This window comes from Wenzhouxiangella marina (assembly GCF_001187785.1).
Lineage (GTDB): Bacteria > Pseudomonadota > Gammaproteobacteria > Xanthomonadales > Wenzhouxiangellaceae > Wenzhouxiangella > Wenzhouxiangella marina.
Genome location: NZ_CP012154.1, coordinates 1136478 through 1153359, shown reverse-complemented (window position 1 = coordinate 1153359; position 16882 = coordinate 1136478). Strand labels below are relative to the sequence as shown.

The 16882-nt window shown below is 67.2% G+C and carries 13 protein-coding genes; 8 read left to right on the top strand and 5 right to left on the bottom strand.

Features of this window, described 5'->3' with window-relative positions:
- The first annotated feature begins 3 nt into the window (after positions 1-3).
- Positions 4-354, top strand: a complete 351-nt coding sequence (locus tag WM2015_RS04895; RefSeq protein WP_049724995.1) for an SET domain-containing protein — start codon at positions 4-6, stop codon at positions 352-354.
- Here WM2015_RS04895 and WM2015_RS04890 read toward each other — a convergent pair.
- The gene (locus WM2015_RS04890; RefSeq protein ID WP_049726981.1) at positions 315-1244 is read right to left on the bottom strand and encodes a patatin-like phospholipase family protein; all 930 of its coding nucleotides are present in this window, start codon (positions 1242-1244) and stop codon (positions 315-317) included. The two genes, WM2015_RS04895 and WM2015_RS04890, sit on opposite strands and share 40 nt — an antisense overlap.
- 139 nt (positions 1245-1383) lie before the next feature.
- Here WM2015_RS04890 and WM2015_RS04885 point away from each other — a divergent pair, with 139 nt between their 5' ends.
- The 6 genes from WM2015_RS04885 (at position 1384) to WM2015_RS04860 (ending at position 9758) form a co-directional block, all read left to right on the top strand.
- On the top strand, positions 1384-2442 hold the full coding sequence (locus tag WM2015_RS04885; protein WP_049724994.1) for a hypothetical protein: 1059 nt from the start codon (positions 1384-1386) through the stop codon (positions 2440-2442).
- 71 nt (positions 2443-2513) lie between these two features.
- Positions 2514-5231: a bifunctional diguanylate cyclase/phosphodiesterase gene (locus WM2015_RS04880; RefSeq protein ID WP_049724993.1), complete on the top strand. Its 2718-nt coding sequence runs from the start codon at positions 2514-2516 to the stop codon at positions 5229-5231.
- A 49-nt stretch (positions 5232-5280) separates the two neighbouring features.
- On the top strand, positions 5281-6036 hold the full coding sequence (locus WM2015_RS04875) for an SDR family oxidoreductase (RefSeq protein ID WP_049724992.1): 756 nt from the start codon (positions 5281-5283) through the stop codon (positions 6034-6036).
- 50 nt (positions 6037-6086) lie between these two features.
- Positions 6087-6842, top strand: coding sequence for a deoxyribose-phosphate aldolase (gene deoC, locus WM2015_RS04870; RefSeq protein ID WP_049724991.1), 756 nt, complete (start codon positions 6087-6089; stop codon positions 6840-6842).
- A complete protein-coding gene (locus tag WM2015_RS04865) occupies positions 6842-8155 on the top strand; it encodes a thymidine phosphorylase (RefSeq protein ID WP_049724990.1) in 1314 nt (437 codons plus the stop codon). Before deoC ends, WM2015_RS04865 begins: the two co-directional genes overlap by 1 nt.
- 4 nt (positions 8156-8159) lie before the next feature.
- A complete protein-coding gene (locus WM2015_RS04860) occupies positions 8160-9758 on the top strand; it encodes a phosphopentomutase (protein WP_082169457.1) in 1599 nt (532 codons plus the stop codon).
- Positions 9759-9829: 71 nt separating this feature from the next.
- On the opposite strand, the gene WM2015_RS04855 is transcribed toward WM2015_RS04860, so the two are convergent.
- From WM2015_RS04855 to WM2015_RS04845, 3 genes are read right to left on the bottom strand one after another with little or no spacing between them, the layout of a single operon-like run.
- A complete protein-coding gene (locus WM2015_RS04855) occupies positions 9830-10627 on the bottom strand; it encodes an undecaprenyl-diphosphate phosphatase (RefSeq protein WP_049724989.1) in 798 nt (265 codons plus the stop codon).
- A gap of 29 nt (positions 10628-10656) precedes the next feature.
- Positions 10657-12111 carry an MltF family protein gene (locus tag WM2015_RS04850; RefSeq protein WP_049724988.1) on the bottom strand — a complete coding sequence of 485 codons (1455 nt, stop codon included), beginning with the start codon at positions 12109-12111 and terminating at the stop codon, positions 10657-10659.
- A gap of 18 nt (positions 12112-12129) precedes the next feature.
- Positions 12130-14793 (bottom strand): bifunctional acetate--CoA ligase family protein/GNAT family N-acetyltransferase, encoded by a 2664-nt coding sequence (locus WM2015_RS04845; RefSeq protein ID WP_049724987.1) that lies wholly within the window; start codon positions 14791-14793, stop codon positions 12130-12132.
- 92 nt (positions 14794-14885) lie between these two features.
- Here WM2015_RS04845 and xth point away from each other — a divergent pair, with 92 nt between their 5' ends.
- Positions 14886-15653 carry an exodeoxyribonuclease III gene (xth, locus tag WM2015_RS04840; RefSeq protein ID WP_049724986.1) on the top strand — a complete coding sequence of 256 codons (768 nt, stop codon included), beginning with the start codon at positions 14886-14888 and terminating at the stop codon, positions 15651-15653.
- Positions 15654-15849: 196 nt separating this feature from the next.
- On the opposite strand, the gene grxD is transcribed toward xth, so the two are convergent.
- Positions 15850-16758, bottom strand: a complete 909-nt coding sequence (gene grxD / locus WM2015_RS16400) for a Grx4 family monothiol glutaredoxin (RefSeq protein ID WP_049724985.1) — start codon at positions 16756-16758, stop codon at positions 15850-15852.
- Between the last annotated feature and the right edge of the window lie 124 nt (positions 16759-16882).

Below are 16882 nucleotides of genomic sequence, written 5' to 3'. Positions count from 1 at the left end.
ACGATGAGCGAGAAGACCTACGATCAGAACCCGAAGGCCTATGTGGCCGAGTCGGAGATTCACGGCCGCGGCCTGTTCGCACGACACCGGATCGGCCGGGATGAATACATCGGCAGCTACCAGGGGCCGGCCACCCAGGACGATGGCATGCACGTGCTGTGGATCTGGAACGAGGAACGCGAGCGCTGGGAGGGCATCGACGGAAAGAACGAGATGCGTTTTCTCAACCACGACGCCGAGCCAAACGCCGACTGGTGGGGCACGGACCTGTTCGCCATCCGCGATATCGAGGCGGACGAAGAGATCACCTTCGACTACGGCTGGGACGACGAGGAAGACGACGAAGAGGAGTGAGTCGTCAGGAACTCGGTCAGGCGATCGGCCGCCGGACCGGCCTGCTCGATGATCTCGTCGACCCGATGGAAGTGCAGCAGGCGAATGCCCTCGGTCTCCGGCCGCAGCAGCAGATCGGGAGGATCGGCCTCGCGGCGCGCCCGGATGATCGACTGCTGCATCAGCTCGAAGGTCTTGAACAGCAACTCGTTGGCCGGCAGCTCGCCATCGGCGGGCCGCTCGCGCTGCCCTGAAACGTCCACGGCGATGCGATAGTCCAGGTCGTCGCCGAGCAGCCCCCAGGGCAGCGGGTCGGAAATCCCGCCGTCGACCAGGACCTGACCCGCGCGCTCGACCGGCGGGAACAGACCGGGCACCGCCATGCTCGCCCGCATCGCCTCGAACAGATCACCTTCATCGATGACCACCGGCTTGCCCTCGTAATAGCTGGTGGCCACCATGAGCATCGGAATCTCGAGGTCGCTGAAGCGGCGTGCGTCCACCTTCGAGCGCAGGTAGTCGAGGAAGGCCGCTGGATCCACCACCCCACCGTCATCCAGATCCAGATCCAGCAGGTCACTCAGATGCACGCCGTTCTCACCGCTGGCCAGATTGCCGATCAGCTCCAGGCCCGAACCACCGAATTCGGCGAACAGGGCTTCGATCTCGTCGGCGCTGAGCCCCGCGGCATAGAGCCCGCCGATGATTGCGCCGATGCTGGTGCCCGCGATCCGGACCGGACGAATGCCCTGCTCATCGAACACGCGCAAGATGGCAATGTGCGCAAGGCCCGCCGCGCCCCCCGAACCCAGGGCCAGGCCGATCCGCGGGTCGTCCGACGCGGCCTCGTTGGCCACGGCGAGCTGCAGCCCGAAGGCAAGGAGCGCGGAAAGCGCGAGTCGAGGGATCATCGGTTTGCTCCGGACTGTTTCAGGCAAGTAATCGACCACGAGCATACCGACTGCCGGGAGGCAAGTGAATTCGGATCCTCGATGCGGCTACAATCGGCGGTTTCGCGAACCAGGGAAGCCGGGAGTCGGGCACGCAACGATGGCCATCAACAACACCTTCGGACGAATCGCCACGAGTCTGCTCGGCGCGCTGCTGACCACGGGCCTGAACGCCAGCGTACAGCCCATCGACGCGAACAGCCTGCCGATCACCCTGCCGCCGACCTCGGCCTACGGGCTCAACTTCGATGTCTTCGAGACCAGTGGCCTTCGCTACCAGATTCGCTACACCAGCGAATTCGGTGGGACCTATCGACTCGGTGGCCTGCTGTTGGGTTTCAGCGAAACCACCGAGTTCCTGAGCTGCGACAATCCCGATCCACAGCCGGGCGAGCCTGACTCGGCCCTGTTCGAGCTGGCCTCCGGTCAGAGTATCGACAACGGCCTGGAAGACGGCATCTGCACCTTCAGCTCGGAGCTTTCGGCCGGCGCGATCAACCCCGGCACCTTCACCGGCAGCAACGCTTTCGTCGGGCTTCGCATCACGACCGGGGCCCAGGCATTCTTCGGCTATCTTCAGCTGCGCATCAACGGCGCGGGGGAACTCGAACTACTGGGTGGCGCCATCGAGGACAGCCCCGACACCGCCATCGAGACCGCGAACAGCCTCGATGCCATCTTCAGCGATCGCTTCGGCGGCGCCAGCCTGACCGGTCTCCCGGCCATCGCCTCGGCGATTCGTCTGCCGCACGACCCGCAGTTCTCACTGAGCGTCTGGCTGCGCGACGAACCGGGCGCGGATTTCGAAATCAGCGCCGGCGCCGTTGTCGGCGAATATCAATTGGATCCGGGCGAAGGACCGGGCCTCGAACGCGTGCTGGCCGACCCCGGCGCGAGCAACCGCGCCATTGCCGTGGCCTCGGGCACGCTCATCGACAATGGGCTGGTGGATGGAAACCCTAACCAGGCCTGGATCGCCAGCACCCGCCTGGTCGGCACAGACTTTTCGGCGCCCGAGGTCTTCCTCCCGGTGCGATTCACGATCATCGAAAACTTCAACTTCGGCTATCTCGGCCTGCAGATCACCGCAAACGGCGATCTGCTGATCCGCTCCGGCGACTGGAACCCGGTGTCCAACCAAGCCATCACCACCCCCTGAAGGACACTGATGCCCGCCCTGATCTACCCGGAATGCTCTGAGCAAGCCCGCCACCCGGTCACGCGCCCGGCGTGAGCGACCTGTCGCCGCCTCGCGAACCGGGCCAGGGTCGGTCCAGCCTGCTGCGCAGCGAACGGGGCGCACTGCTCACGGCGCTCGCGCTCGCGGCGGTCGGCATCGCGCTGACGGCCTGGGTCACGGCCTGGCTGGTGGACGTCGAGACCCGGCGACAGCAGGGCGTGCTGGCTCGACAGGCGGACCAGGCGGCCGCCATCATCAGCACGCGATTTGCCCAGTACGAGACCCTGATCGGTTCGGCGCACGCCCTGTTCGCCAGTTCCGAATGGGTCACGCGCGAAGAGTGGCGGCAGTTTTCGGAGACGATTCTGGGTCAGCAGGACTTTGCCGGCCTGGCTGGTCTGGGTTGGATCGCGAGACTGCGTCCCCAGGACCTGGCAGCGCTGCGGGAGCGCGTCGCGGCCGACGGACTGAGCTTCGCTCGCCTGGACAGGGGCAACGGCGACTGGGTCTGCCCCATCGTCTACAACGAGCCCCTGGACCGAAACCGTGACTCGATCGGGGTGGACGTCTGTCGTGTCGACAACATGACCGACACACTGCGCCTCGCTCGCGAGCGCAGCAGCGTGGTGGTCTCTCGCCGCCTGGATCTGGTCTCGCCGGACCGAGTCCGAACGCCCGGCTACGTCATGGTGGCCTGGGTGTCGGGTCTCCCCGCCGGCCTGTTCGACAACGGGGGCTGGGTCAGCGCGTCGATTTCAGCCCAGGCCCTGTTCAGCATTCCCCTGCCCGCTCGCGATCGGATCGAGTTGGAGATCCACGATCTGGCGGAAAGCGAAGCATCACCGGTCTTCCGGCTCGGCGATTCCTTCGAGCAGGGCACCGGGACCCTGATCGAACAGGCCGTGCGCTTCCAGGCCGCGAACAAGCGCTGGGAACTGGTCCTGCGCGAGCCGCGCAGTCTCGGCGCCGCCCCCTGGATCGCGCTCAGCTCGGGACTGGTCGGCACCGCCCTGACCGCCTTCGTGCTCTTCCTGCTGCTGTGCAACCGCCTGCGCGCCGAGAGTCTGGCAGAACGGATGCGGGAGGCCTACCGCGACAGCGAGGCCCTGCTCTCGTCGATCACCAACAACATCTTCGAGGGCATCTATCGCGGCACGCCGGAAGAAGGCCTGGTCTATGTCAATCGATCGCTGGCCCGCATGTTCCGCTTCGATCGGCCCGAGCAGATGATCCGCGATGCCGGCCCCCTGCTCTACGCCGATCCGGGGCAGCGCGAGGACTTGCTCCGGATGCTCGAAGAGGATGGCTTCTACAATGACATGGAAGTCGAATTCATACGCAATGACGGCAGCCGTTTCACGGCCGTCAACAACGCCGTGGCGGTCACCGACGAGCACGGACGGATCCGGTATTTCGATGGCGTCATCTACGACATCACGGCACGCAAGCAGGCCGAACACGAAGTGCACCGGCTGGCCCACTACGATGCGTTGACCGGCCTGCCGAATCGAACCCTGTTCAACGAGCATCTGAGTTCCAGCCTGGCGCAGGCCCAGCGCAGTGGCGAGGAACTGGCGGTGCTGTTCCTCGACCTGGATCACTTCAAGACCATCAATGATTCCCTCGGCCATGACACGGGTGATCGCCTGCTCGCCCAGGTCGCCAGCCGCCTGCGCGAACAGCTCCGTCAGGGCGACATGGTCTGCCGCCAGGGTGGCGACGAGTTCCTGATTCTGCTCAACCACGCCGGAGAATCCAGCGCCACCCATGGCGCCCAGCGGGTGCTGGACATGATGGCCCAGCCCTTCCACATCGACCATCACGATCTACGCATCTCGTCGAGCATCGGCATCGCCCTGTTCCCCGGCGACGCCACGACGGCTGCAGAGCTGATCCGCAATGCCGACGCCGCCATGTACCTGGCCAAGGACAAGGGGCGCTCGAATTTCCAGTTCTTCACGCCCGATCTGAATGCCCAGGCCCACGAGCGGCTGCTGCTCGAGCGCGACTTGCGCGAAGCCCTGAGCAACAAGCAGTTCCAGCTGCACTTCCAGCCCCAGGTCGATCTGGCCGAACACAAGGTCGTGGGCTTCGAAGCCCTGCTGCGCTGGCGCCATCCGGAACGTGGTCAGGTGCCGCCGGATCAGTTCATCCCCATCGCCGAGCAGAGCGGGCTGATCGTCGACATCGGTGACTGGGTCATCGACGAGGCCTGCGGCCAGCTGGCCGAATGGCAGAGCGGACCGCTGGCCGGCCTGGCCGTCTCGGTCAATGTCTCGCCGCTGCAGCTCTGGCGAGGCACCCTGTCGAATGTGCTCGCCAGCGCCCTGGAGCGGCATGGCCTTTCGGCCGGGCTGCTGACCATCGAACTCACGGAGAGCGCGCTGATGCACGATGCCGAACACGCCGCTGCCTTGATCGATGAGTTCAGCCGCCTGGGCATCCGGGTCGAAATCGACGATTTCGGCACCGGCTACTCCAGCCTGGCCTACCTGAAGCGCTTCAATATCAGCGGCCTGAAGATCGACCGCAGCTTCGTCTCGGATCTCGCCACGGACGACGACGATGCGGCGATCGTCGCGGCCGTGATCAGCATGGCCAACGACCTCAAGCTCGGCGTGATCGCCGAAGGCGTCGACAGCCCCGAGCAGGTCCGCATGCTGCTGGCCCATGGTTGCCATCTGGCCCAGGGCTACCTGTTCAGTCCGGCCCGGCCGCCCGAGGAGCTGCCGGACTGGTTCAGCGCCTTTGCCAGGGCCGAGCACTGAGCCGACCGGCCTGCCCCGCTCCCTGGCCTCGAGAAACGGAACCCCTTTCATGAACATCGACCACAGACGCATCATCATCACCGGCGCCGCCCGAGGACTCGGCCGAGCCGCCGCCATGGACCTGGCCGCGCGCGGTGCGCGCATCGGGCTGATCGACCTGGACGAGGACGCCCTCGCCCGGAGCCTCGACGCCCTGCCCGGCGAAGGCCACGCGAGCGCCGTGGCCAACGTGGCCGACGAGGCGCAGGTCGAGCGCGCCTTCGATGCGCTCGTCAGCGCCCTCGGCGGACTCGACGTCCTGGTCAACAACGCCGGCATCACCCGCGACGGTCTGCTCGTCAAGGGCGGCGGTGGTGCGCTCGAGGAGCGGCTCTCGCTGCGTGACTGGCAGCAGGTCATCGACGTCAATCTGACCGGCGTCTTCCTATGCGGACGCGAAGCCGCCAGCCATCTACTCCGCCTTGACCGTCCCGGCCTGATCATCAATGTCTCGAGCATTTCCAGGGGCGGCAATTTCGGCCAGAGCAACTACTCGGCCGCCAAGGCCGGCGTGGCAGCGATGACCGTGACCTGGGCCAAGGAACTCGCCCGCCATGGCATCCGCGCGGCCTCGCTCTCGCCGGGTTTCACCCGCACCGAGCTGGTCGCCGCCATGCCCGAAGCGGCCATCGAGCGGATCGCCGCGCAGATTCCAGCCGGCCGCATGGCAGAACCCGAGGAAATGGCCGATGCAATTCGATTTATCATCGAGAACGATTACTTCAATGGCCGCGATCTGGCCGTCGACGGCGGCCTGAGGCTCTGAGCCCCGCCGTCCGAAAGCCCCGAGCGCTCGCCGCGACTGGAGACCGACGCATGAATCAGGACCTGGATCGGATCGCCCGGCGGGCCATCGCCCTGGTCGATCTGACCTCCCTCAACGACGACGATAGCGACGAGCGCATCGTCGAGCTCTGCCAGCGCGCGAGCACCCCGGCCGGGCCGGTGGCGGCCGTCTGCGTCTATCCGCGCTTCGTCGAGCTCGCGGTGGCGACGCTGCGCGCGAACCCGGCCACGCGGGCGGTGCGGGTGGCCACCGTGGTCAATTTCCCCGGTGGCGATGGACGCGAAAGCGAGGTCCTTGCAGAAATCGACCGCGCCCTCGGCGATGACGCCGACGAGATCGATCTGGTCTTTCCCTGGCGCGCACTGCTGGCCGGTGATCGCCGCGCGGGCGAGCAGCTGGTCAGGGCCGCGCGCGAACGCTGCGGCGAACATGGCCTGAAGGTGATTCTCGAGACCGGTGAACTGGCCAGGCCCGAAGCGATCCTCGAGGCCGCATCGATCGCCCTCGACCAGGGCGCGGACTTCCTCAAGACCTCGACCGGCAAGGTCCGCGTCAACGCCACGCCTGAGGCCGCGCGAGTGCTGCTCGAACTGATCCGCGATCGCGGCGCCAATGCCGGCTTCAAGGCCTCGGGCGGTCTGAAGACCACCGAGGATGCCGCCGTCTACCTGTGCCTGGCCGACGAGATTCTCGGCCCCGCCTGGGCCGATCCCGAGCATTTTCGCTTCGGAGCGTCCAGCCTCCTCGACGATCTGATCGGCCGCCTGCCAGAGGGCCAGGGCTGATGCTGGCGCGCGAACTGCTGCTCGCCAAGCGCCACGGCCAGACGCTGGAGCGCGTGGCGATCGACTTCCTCGTCGAGGGCATGGCCGATGGTCGCCTGGGTGACGAGCAGCTCGGCGCCTTCGCCATGGCCGTGGCGATCCAGGGCATGGACCGGACCGAGACCGTCGCCCTGACCGAGGCGATGCGCGATTCCGGCCGGGTCATGCAATGGCCGGGGCTGGACGGACCGGTGCTGGACAAGCACTCCACCGGCGGCATCGGCGATTCGACCTCTTTCCTGATCGGGCCCTGGCTGGCCTGCTGCGGGGCCTACGTGCCGATGATCACCGGACGCGGCCTCGGTCACACGGGCGGCACCTGCGACAAGCTAGAGAGCATCCCCGGCTACGACACGGCCCCGGACCCGGATCGCCTGGACCGGATCGTCCGCGAACTCGGGGTGGCCATCATCGGCCAGACCAGCGACCTGGCGCCGGCCGACCGGCGGCTCTACGCGGTGCGCGACGTGACCGGCACGGTCGACTGCCTGCCCCTGATCGTGGCCTCGATCCTCAGCAAGAAACTGGCCGAGGGCCTCGACGGCCTGGTGCTGGACGTCAAGTTCGGCTCGGGTGCGGTCATGACCGACTTCGAGCCGGCCCGGGAACTGGCCATCGCCCTGGCCCGGACCGCCAGCGCGGCGGGCACGCCGACCCGCGCCCTGCTGACCGACATGAACCAGGGCCTGGGCCGGACCGCCGGCAACGCCCTGGAGATTCGCGAGATCATCGAGCTGCTGAACACACCCTCGCCGACCGGACGCCTGTTCGAACTCAGCCGCGAGCTCAGCGCCGAACTGCTCCTGATCGGCGGCCTCGACGCCGACCCTGCCGAGGCTCGCGATCGCCTCGATCGAGCCTGGGCCAGCGGGGCCGTCGCCGAGCGCTTCGCGCGCATGGTGCACGCCCTGGGCGGGCCCTCGGACCTGATGGAGCGCCCGGATCAGCACCTGGCCCGAGCGCCGGTGGAGGTGGATCTCTATCCATCGGAGAGCGGTCGCATCGAATCCATCGACGTCCGCGCCCTGGGCCTGGCCGTGATCGAGCTCGGCGGCGGACGCCGACAGGCCAGCGATGCCATCGACCCGGCCGTGGGTCTCAGCGGTCTGGCCCGCATCGGCGATGAGGTCGATGCCCAGCGCCCCCTGCTGCGCATCCATGCCCGCAAGGAAAGCGAGGCCGAGCGCGTCGGCGAGGCTCTGCGCCGGGCCTATCGGATCAGCGCCGCGGGCGCCGAGGCACCGGCCCTGATCGCCGAACGCATCGAGGTCTGAGACCATGCCCCGCGCCATCGTTCTCGTTCTGGACTCCTTCGGCATCGGTGCGGCCCCCGATGCCGCGCGCTTCGGCGATGCCGGAGCCGACACGCTCGGTCATATCGCCGCCGCCTGTGTCAGCGGCGAACTCGACCGAGGCCCGCTGCAGCTGCCCAATCTGGCCCGTTTGGGCCTGTTCCACGCCCATGCCGAAGCCACCGGTCAGGTGGCCGCCGGGGTCGAGCTGATCGAGCAACCGGAGGGCGCCTGGGCTCACGCGGCCGAACGCTCCACCGGCAAGGACACGCCCTCCGGCCACTGGGAGCTGGCCGGCGTCCCCGTGCTGGAGGACTTCGGCTATTTTCCGGACAAGACCGAGAGCTTTCCCGAGGAACTGCTCGAGGCCCTGATTCGGCGCGCCGAGCTGCCGGGCGTGCTCGGCAACTGCCACGCTTCGGGCACCGAGATCATCGAGCGTCTGGGTGCCCAACATATCGAGACCGGCAAGCCGATCGTCTACACCTCCGCCGACTCCGTGTTCCAGATCGCCGCTCATGAGGAGCACTTCGGTCTGGATCGCCTGTACCGGGTCTGCGAGATCGCGCGCGAACTGCTGATGGACGATCGCGTCGGCCGGGTGATCGCCCGCCCCTTCGTCGGCGACGTCGACAGCGGCTTCCAGCGCACGGGGAACCGCCGCGACTACAGCCTCGAGCCGCCCGCCCCGACCGTGCTGGACAAGCTGCTCGATGCCGGAGGCGAGGTGCTCGCCATCGGCAAGATCGGTGACATCTTCGCTCACCGTGGCGTGTCCCGGGTCATCAAGGCCGACGGCAACGAGGCCCTGGTCGACGCCACCCTGGCCGCCATGGACGAGGCCGGCGAGCGCAGCCTGGTGTTCACCAACCTGGTCGACTTCGACATGCTCTACGGCCATCGTCGCGACACCGCGGGCTACGCCGCCGCCCTCGAAGCCTTCGATCGCCGCCTGCCCGAGATCATCGAACGGCTGCGACCCGACGACCTGCTGATCCTGGTCGCCGACCACGGCTGCGATCCGAGCTTCGAAGGGAGCGACCACACGCGTGAGTTCATCCCGGTGCTCGCCCTGGGCGCCGGCCTGCCGGCCGGCTCGCTGGGCCGACGGGAGAGCTTTGCCGACGTGGGTCAGACCCTGGCCGAACACTTCGGACTGCCCCCGATGGACGCCGGACTGAGCTTTCTGCCGCTGGCGAAGGCGCGCCTGGAGCAATTGCACAAGCTCAGAGACCGCGCCTACGCACCCTACTCCGGCTTCACCGTCGCCGCCCTGATCGAGACGAGGAATGGCCACTGGTTCGGCGGCTGCAACGTCGAAACCGCCCACTACAAGAGCGTCTGCGCCGAGGCTTCGGCCATTTCCGCCATGATCGCGGCGGGCGAACGCGAGATCCGCCGCGTGCACATCCTCGCCCCCGGGGGGCGCCTCTGCGCGCCTTGCGGCGATTGTCGTCAGCGCCTGCTGGAATTCTCAGGCCCGGATGCACGGGTCCACCTGCTCGACAACCACGGCATGACCATCGAGGACCACGCCATCGCCGAGCTGCTGCCAGCCGCCTTCGTGCCCGACGATCTCGACTGAAGTGCTCGGAAAGGGCCAGGGTTCAAGCGACCTGCATGTCGATGGAAGCAATGGCCTCGCCGAACGCTCTGCTACAGGGCAAACCCCAGCAGCAGGAGACCCAGAAACACCCGGTAGAGCACGAAGGGCAGCATGCCGATCCGCTTGATGAAGGCCAGGAAGTAGTGGATGCAGGCGTAGGTGCTGATGGCTGCGGCCAGGAAGCCGATGAACAGCACGCCGAAGCCGGACTCGAAGCCCGATTCGGACAGGTCGAGGGCGGCGAGCAGACCGGCGGCGGCGATGATCGGGATCGACAGCAGGAAGGAAAAGCGCGAGGCGGACTCACGATTCAGGCCCAGGAACAGGGCGGCGGTAATGGTGATGCCCGAGCGCGAGGTGCCCGGGATCAGGGCCAGGGCCTGGGCGAGGCCGATGATCAGCACGTCGCGCAATCGAAGGGAATGCTCGTCGCGCTGGCCGCGGAAGCGCCAGTCGGCCCAGCCCAGGGCGAGGCCGAAGGCGATCAGGGCCCAGGCCATGATCACCGGGCTGCGCAGCGCGGCCTCGGCGTGATCCTTGAACAGCAGACCGGCGATGCCGGCCGGAATCGTCGCCAGGATGATCCACCAGGCGAGCTTCGAGTCCGGCGTCTTCGGACCGCCCACCAGGGAGCGCAGCCAGTCGCGGGCCATCTGGATGAGCTCGCTTCGGAAATACAGCACGACGGCGACCAGGGAGCCCGCGTGCAGCATGATGTCGAAATCCAGGCCCTGATAGACCTCGCCGCTCAGCAAGGAGGCAAGCACGAGGTGGGCCTGGCTGGACACCGGCAGAAATTCGGTCAAGCCCTGGACAAGGGCGAGCCAGAGGGCTTGAATCCAATCCATGGGCGGATTCTAACCGAGTGGAGGCGGCCTCAGACCCCGTCGAGGTGCAGGGGCGAGTCGATCGCGGAACGACCGCTGACGATCAGCCGAAAGGCGACGTGGTACTTGAAGATATTGCTGACGTAGTCGACGGTCTCGCGGCCGATCCGGCGCGCGGCGATGTATTCGACGTTGTCGAACCAGACGTCGGGATCGAGCCCCTCGGCCTCGGCTTCCTGGCGCAGCTCGCGCACGCGCCGGGGACCGGCGTTGTAGGAGGCCAAGGCGAAGAGCAGGCGGTTGTCCTCATCCATCGGTTCATCGGCGTAGTAGCGGTCGATCATCCAGCGCAGGTAGCGAGCGCCGGCGCGGATATTGCCTTCCAGCTCCGTGTAGTCCTCGACGCCCATCTCGACGGCGGTGGCCGGCAGCACCTGCATGATGCCGACGGCCCCGGCCGGGGAACGGGCACTGTGGTCCAGGCGTGATTCCTGGTAGCCCTGGGCGATCAGCAGCAGCCAGTCCAGCTCGTACTCCTCGCCGAAGCGCTGGAACAGGCCGGCCAGCTCGCGGAAGCGGCGCATCTGGGCGTCGCGTTCGGGATCGAGCACCCAGCGCGTGTCTTCGAGGTAGCGCTCGAAGGCGATGTTGCCGAACAGGGTGCCGGCCCGGTGCGTTTCCAGAAACTCGTCCAGCTCGTCCTTGAGTCGCTCACTGCCGGGCCGAACCGCGAAGGCCAGGTCCCCGCCGCTTCTGAGCACGAGGTCTTCGTGCACCCTCAGGTCCGGCAGCACCCGGGCCCAGAAGCGCGCCAGGTGATCATCGGCCACGGCCAGCTCGACCACGCCGGTGCTGAGCATTTCGAGCACATCGCCGGTCTCGAAGTGATCCGGCGCGAGTTCCAGGTCGACCGGGGCCAGGCCGCGCTCGGCGAAGCGCTCGTTGAGCGCGATCAGACTGTCGTGGAAACTCGATTGCTCACGCACGTAGACGCTGCGCCCGGCCAGCTCGTCGATGGAGGCCAGCGGTTCGGACGAGGGGCCGGAAACCAGCACTTCCTTGACTCCGCGCCGCACCGGTTCGGTGAACAGGACGTCGCTTGCACGCGCCTCGGTCACGGTGAGGTTGGCGACGATGACATCGCCCCGACCGTCCAGCAGCCAGGGAATCAGCCGATCGCGCGTGACCGGGATGTAGACCATGCGCACCGGCAGCGGCCCGGTGTCGTAGCGTTCGTTGAGACGTGCTTCGAAGGCCTCCATGAAGGCCTGGGACAGGCCACGCTGGGTGCCGTCGGCATCGATGAAGAAAAAGGTGCGGCTGTAGGGGACGAGGACGCGGATCTGGCGCCGCTCGAGCATGCCTTCGAGGTCGCCGGTCCATTCGGCCACCTCGGGCGCCAGCACCTCGGCCAGGTCATCATCGGGCTCGGAGCCACCGCAGGCCGTCAGCAGCGCGACGAGCCCGGCGACGAGAACTGCGGGGAGCTTGATTCGATGGTCCATGATCGGGCTTGTCGAGCGTCAGTCCGGTTGCAACTCTAGCACCACCGAGTGGACGCCCTCCTCCGCCGGCCCGAGCTCGAAGCCCAGCTCACGGGCCAGGGAAAGCATGCGCGTGTTGTCCTGCATGACCTGCCCGACCAGGTGCTCGACACCGACGCGCCGGCAGTAGTCGATCAATTTGACCAACAGCCGCTTGCCCAGACCACCGCCCTTGATCGCCGAGCGCACGACGACGGCGAATTCGGCACGGCGATGAGCCCGATCGAGCACGGCCCGGACCACGCCCAGGGTGCGATGCGGCGGATCGAGCTCGGCAGCGATGAAGGCGATCTCGCGGTCGTAATCGATCTGGGTGAAGCGGGCGATCTGACCGTGTTCCGGGTGGCGGATGACACCGAAGAAGCGGAAGCGCACGTCCTCGACGTCCAGGCTGTCGAAGAATTCGGCGTGGGCGGGTTCGTCCTCGGGGCGGATCGGTCGGATCTCGATCGGGTGCCCCTGGAACTCGAAGGTCTCGCGCTCGTGGTCTGGATAGGGTGCGATCGCCGGACGCGGTCTTGGACTCGGATCCTGCCGAAGCTCGATGCGCGCGTCGAGCGCGACGATGCCTTCCGAGTCGACCAGCAGCGGGTTGATGTCCAGCGATTCGATTCTCGGTTCGGCGAGCACCAGGGCCGACAGCCTGAGCAAGGCATCGATCACGCCCTGGCGATCGACGGGCGGCGTATCACGGTAACCGGCCATCAAGCGGGCCACGCGAGTTCGATCGATCAGCTCGCCGGCCAGCTTGCGGTTGAGTGGCGGCAGGGCCAGCGCATGGTCGGCCAGCACCTCGACCGCCGTACCGCCCTGGCCGAACATGAGCACGGGTCCGAAGATCGGGTCGGTGCTGGCGCCGAGGATCAGCTCCAGCGCGTCGGGTCGGCGGACCATCGGCTGGACCGCGAAGCCGTCGATGTCATCGAAACCAGCTCGGCGGGCAAGGCGCTCGATGCGGCGGGCGGCCTCGCGGACGGCCTCGGGCCCTTCCAGGTCCAGCGCGACGCCGCCGATGTCGGACTTGTGGGTGATCTTCGAGGAGACCACCTTGAGGGCCACGGGGAAGCCGATCTCGGCCGCCTCGCCGGCTGCATCCTCGGCGCTGCCGACGATCCGGGTTTCGACGACGGGGATGCCGACCTCGGTCAGCACGGCCTTGGCTTCGGCCTCGCTGAGCCAGCGTCGGCCCTGTTCATGTACACAGCCGATCCGCTCGCCGATCCCCGCGACATCGATCTCGAAGTCCTGGGGCCGGCTGTCGGGGATCTCGGTCAGGCTGGCCTGGTTGCGATGGTAGGCATCGAGCTGCAGGAAGGCCTTGACCGCGTCCTCCGGCGTGGAAAAGCTGGCCAGGCCGGCCGCGCTGAAGCGCCGGGCGGCGCGCCGAGCCGATTCACCACCGAGAAAGCAGCCGAGCACGGCAGGACGCGCCTCGCGAGCGACCGGCACCAAGGCCTTGGCCAGGGCCTCGGTCTCGACCATCGCGGTCGGAGCGTGCACCAGCAGGATGGCGTCGACACCCTCGTCGGCGGCCAGGAGCTCGAAGGCCTCCAGGTAACGATCGGCCTCGGCGTCGCCGATGATGTCGACGGGATTGGCGCGCGACCAGTTGACCGGCAGGCAGGCGTCCAGGCGCTCGAGCGTGGCCTCCGACAGCTCGGCCAGTTGTCCGCCGCCGAGGATCAGCGCGTCGGTGGCGAGGATGCCGGCGCCCCCGGTGTTGGTCAGGATCGCCAGGCGCGGCCCGGACAGGCGCTGGGCATGGGCCAGCAGTTCGGCGGCGCTGAACAGGTCCTCGATGCCATAGACGCGCAGGGCGCCCGAGCGCTGCAGGGCCGCGTCGAAGACATCGTCGCGGCCGGTCAGGGAACCCGTGTGCGACAGGGCCGCCCGCGCGCCCTCGGCCACGCGCCCGGACTTGACCACGATCATCGGCTTGTTGCGCGCAGCGGCGCGGGCCGCCGACAGGAACTTGCGGCCATCACCGACCGATTCGACGTAGAGCAGGATCGCGCGCGTGCCGGCATCGGCACCGAAGTAGTCGACCACGTCGGGAATGTCGACGTCCAGGCAGTTGCCCATCGAGACGAAGGCCGAGAAGCCGATGTTGCGGCTGGCGGCCCAGTCGAGGATCGAGGTGGCCAGGCCGCCCGACTGGGCGATGCAGGCGATACCGCCGGAGCGGGCCATCTCGGGCGCGAAGCTGGCGTTCAGACCCACGCCGGGCAGGAGCAGGCCGACGCAGTTCGGCCCCAGCAGTCGGATGCCATGGCGGCCGGCGGCTTCGAGCATGGCCTGGCGATGGCGCGGGCCTCCCGTGGCCTCGACCTCGAAGCCGGCGGTGATCACCACGGCGGCGCGAACGCCGGCCTCACCCATCGCTTCGATAATGCCCGGCACGGTCGCTGGCGGCGTGCAGATCACCGCCAGATCCGGGACCCGATCCAGCTCGGACAGTTCGTGGTAGCAGGGTTGCCCCTGGACCTCGCGGTATTTCGGGTTGATCGCCCGAACCTCGCCCTGGAAGCCGGCGGCCAGCAGATTGGAGAACACGGCCCGCCCCACGCTGTCATGACGTTCGGAGGCTCCGAAGACGACCACCGAGTGCGGGCGGAACAGCTTGTCGAGATAGCGGATCGACATGGAGACCCTCAACCATCAAGTCCGTCTGCAAGCATGCCAGACCGGCCGATCGCTGGCGAGTTCGTGACGCCGATCGGCTACACTCCCGCCCCATGAAAATCGCAAGCTGGAACGTCAATTCGCTCAAGGTCCGTCTGGATCAGGTCGTCGCCTGGCTGGAACACCAGCAGCCGGCGGTCCTGGGCCTGCAGGAAACCAAGCTGGTCGACGAGAAGTTCCCGGCCGAGGCCTTCAACGAGGTCGGCTACCAGGTGATCTTCTCCGGCCAGCCGACCTACAACGGGGTCGCCCTGATCGCGCGCTCGGAGCTTGCCGATCCGGTCATGGGCATCCCGGGCTTCGAGGACGATCAGAAGCGCGTCATCGCCGCCACCGTCGATGGGGTCCGGGTCATCAACCTCTACGTGGTCAACGGTCAGGAAGTCGGCTCGGAGAAATTCGACTACAAGCTGCGCTGGCTGGACGCGGTGACGGCCTGGGTCGAGGATGAACTGAGCCGCCACCAGCGACTGGTGGTGATGGGCGACTTCAATATCGCGCCCGACGACCGCGACGTCTACGATCCGGAGGCCTGGCACGAGAAGATCCTCTGCTCCACCCCCGAGCGCGAGGCCCTGGGGCGGATGCTCGACCTGGGTCTGCACGACAGCTTCCGCCTCTTCGACCAGCCGGAGAAGACCTGGTCCTGGTGGGACTACCGCGCCGCCATGTTCCGCCGCGGCCTGGGCTTGCGTATCGACCTGGTGCTTTGCTCGGAGGCCCTGAAGGGCCGCTGCTCGACCAGCTACATCGACAAGGAACCACGCAGGAACGAGCGCCCCTCGGACCACGCCCCGGCCGTGGCGGAGTTCACGCTGTAGGCAAGGTCAGGGGAACCCCGATTCTCTCGCAGAGGCGCGGAGACGCAGAGGACCATCAGGAAAAGCTCGCCCCGGGCTGCTCGGAGGGCTTGCAAAGGGCGAATCGAAGCGAGAAACCGACCAAGGTCAAGGGATCGAGGCGACCCCTTTTCCATGGTCTTGTCCAGCTCCGCGTCTCCGCGGGAGAATCCAGACCTCAGGCCTGGCCGAGGATCGCGGCGGCGCCGCCGGTCAGGTTGTAGACCTGGCTGAAGCCCTGCTTGCGGTAGTGCTCGGCCACGGGGCGGCTGGAGATGCCCTGGGCGCAGATGAAGACCAGCGGCAGCATGCGGTCGGCGTCCTTGAGCTCGGTCATCAGTTCCGCGTCCAGGCCACGGGCGAAGTCCAGCGGCCAGGCGCGACGATCGGACTCGGAACGGGTGTCGATGATCATCAGGCGCTCACCGGCGTTCATCCGGTCCTGCAGTTCGGCCGGGCTCATGTCCTTGACCGGCGCCGGAGCCCCGGGCAGATCCAGTGACAGGCCTTCGCCCTGCATGCTTTCGGTCCAGTCGATGCGAGCACCGCGGGCGCGCTCGGCCGTGGCCAGGTCCATCAGCACGGTCAGACCGTTGCTCTCCGACGCGATCTCGTGGCCGGCCTTCGGCCCGACCTGGAACTGGGCCTGCCAGTCCGAACCGACCGAAAAGTGCAGATGCTGGCCCGGATAGCTGGCCAGGAATTCACGGATCTTCTCGGCCGCCTTGTCGGTGATCTCGATCTCGGGCGGCGTCCGGTCCGGCGCATCCAGACCGAACAACTCGTGCAGCTCGCCGGCGTTGTACATCTCGGTGATGATGTCGCAGCCACCGACCAGCTCGCCCTTGACGTAGAGCTGCGGGATCGTCGGCCAGTCGCCGAACACCTTGATGCCCTCGCGGATCGATTCGTCCTCGAGTACGTTGAAGGAGCCGTAGTTGCCGGCCAGCAGGCTGTCGAGGATGCCCACAGTACGCGCCGAGAACCCGCACTGCGGCATCTTCGGTGAGCCTTTCATGTAGAGAAAGACCTCATGGGAGGCAATCTGGTTTTCGATACGTTCGCGAACGGCAGGATCAAGCGACATGGTTGGGACCGCGGTATGAATGATAGTCAGCAATCTGGGGCATTTCGGTCGATCGTTCAAGGGCCATGGCCACGAGCAGGCCACCAAAAATCGGAGATCTCACCACGAAGGACACGAAGGGCAC

What these genes read in the sequence shown, in the direction of transcription:
- WM2015_RS04895 (WP_049724995.1), top strand. Translation starts at nt 4, where the DNA reads ATGAGCGAGAAGACCTACGATCAGAACCCGAAGGCCTATGTGGCCGAG.
- WM2015_RS04890 (WP_049726981.1), bottom strand. Translation starts at nt 1,244, where the DNA reads ATGATCCCTCGACTCGCGCTTTCCGCGCTCCTTGCCTTCGGGCTGCAG.
- WM2015_RS04885 (WP_049724994.1), top strand. Translation starts at nt 1,384, where the DNA reads ATGGCCATCAACAACACCTTCGGACGAATCGCCACGAGTCTGCTCGGC.
- WM2015_RS04875 (WP_049724992.1), top strand. Translation starts at nt 5,281, where the DNA reads ATGAACATCGACCACAGACGCATCATCATCACCGGCGCCGCCCGAGGA.
- deoC (WP_049724991.1), top strand. Translation starts at nt 6,087, where the DNA reads ATGAATCAGGACCTGGATCGGATCGCCCGGCGGGCCATCGCCCTGGTC.
- WM2015_RS04865 (WP_049724990.1), top strand. Translation starts at nt 6,842, where the DNA reads ATGCTGGCGCGCGAACTGCTGCTCGCCAAGCGCCACGGCCAGACGCTG.
- WM2015_RS04860 (WP_082169457.1), top strand. Translation starts at nt 8,160, where the DNA reads ATGCCCCGCGCCATCGTTCTCGTTCTGGACTCCTTCGGCATCGGTGCG.
- WM2015_RS04855 (WP_049724989.1), bottom strand. Translation starts at nt 10,627, where the DNA reads ATGGATTGGATTCAAGCCCTCTGGCTCGCCCTTGTCCAGGGCTTGACC.
- WM2015_RS04850 (WP_049724988.1), bottom strand. Translation starts at nt 12,111, where the DNA reads ATGGACCATCGAATCAAGCTCCCCGCAGTTCTCGTCGCCGGGCTCGTC.
- WM2015_RS04845 (WP_049724987.1), bottom strand. Translation starts at nt 14,793, where the DNA reads ATGTCGATCCGCTATCTCGACAAGCTGTTCCGCCCGCACTCGGTGGTC.
- xth (WP_049724986.1), top strand. Translation starts at nt 14,886, where the DNA reads ATGAAAATCGCAAGCTGGAACGTCAATTCGCTCAAGGTCCGTCTGGAT.
- grxD (WP_049724985.1), bottom strand. Translation starts at nt 16,758, where the DNA reads ATGTCGCTTGATCCTGCCGTTCGCGAACGTATCGAAAACCAGATTGCC.